The sequence below is a fragment of the Pseudomonas sp. EGD-AK9 genome (genome assembly GCF_000465935.2).
In the GTDB taxonomy this organism is placed as follows: domain Bacteria; phylum Pseudomonadota; class Gammaproteobacteria; order Pseudomonadales; family Pseudomonadaceae; genus Aquipseudomonas.
Genome location: NZ_AVOF01000681.1, coordinates 1 through 894, shown reverse-complemented (window position 1 = coordinate 894; position 894 = coordinate 1). Strand labels below are relative to the sequence as shown.

The following is an 894-nucleotide window of genomic DNA, read 5'->3' as shown; positions in this document are numbered from 1 at the left end:
TTGCGCGGCCATCTGGCGACGCTGCAGTGCGCTGACGGCGAGATCCAGCAGGGCGATGCCCTGCAACTGCTGACGCGGCCGGCGCCGCGGCGTTTCGATATCGTCCTGCTCGACCCGCCGTTCCACCAGGACCTGCTGCAGAATGCCTGCAACCTGCTGGAAACCCAGGGCTGGCTGGCCGACGACGCCTGGGTCTACACCGAAAGCGAAACGGCGCCCTCGACCCTCGGCCTGCCCGGCAACTGGCGCCTGCACCGCGAGAAGCACACCGGCCAGGTGCATTACGCGCTGTGGCAGCGTGCGGGATCGCCATCGGCCTGACCAACCAGCACATCGCCGCCCTACTGGTAATGGCCTGGTGCACCTGGCGCATACTGCGCAAGCGTCGGCGGTGAAACCTGTAGGTTGGGTTGAGTCGCGCAGCGACGAAGCCCAACGTCGGCAACCCACGCCCCCCCGTTGGGCTTCGCTGCGCTCAGCCCAACCTACGGCCCTGAAGACGCCGGCATTGCCGCGAGTTCGGAGCGGCGGGCACAATTCGGAAACGTCGCCCCGGATCATATTAGCGGCGAGATTTCAGCTTGCAGACACGGTCCATGCCCACAACCTTTCAACCCGCCTGGTGGCTCCCCGGCCCGCATCTGCAGACCCTGTGGAACCCGCTGTGCCGCAAGCCACCACACCTGGAGCGCAGGCGCGAGCGGCTGTGGCTGGACGACGGCGATTTTCTCGATCTCGACTGGCACGGCCCGCACGAGGCCCGCACGCCGCTGGTGCTGGTGCTGCACGGGCTGACCGGCAGTTCCAGTTCGCTCTACGTGCTCGGCCTGCAGCAGGCGCTGGCCGCGCGCGGCTGGGCCAGCGTGGCGCTGAACTGGCGCGGCTGCTCCGGCG

The 894-nt window shown here is 68.3% G+C and carries 1 protein-coding gene and 1 pseudogene; both read left to right on the top strand.

Features of this window, described 5'->3' with window-relative positions:
- The coding region (locus tag N878_RS22615) for an RsmD family RNA methyltransferase (RefSeq protein WP_021445786.1) at positions 1-321 on the top strand (321 nt) is incomplete at its 5' end.
- A 275-nt stretch (positions 322-596) separates the two neighbouring features.
- A pseudogene (locus N878_RS22610) lies at positions 597-894 on the top strand (alpha/beta fold hydrolase); the annotation flags it as partial.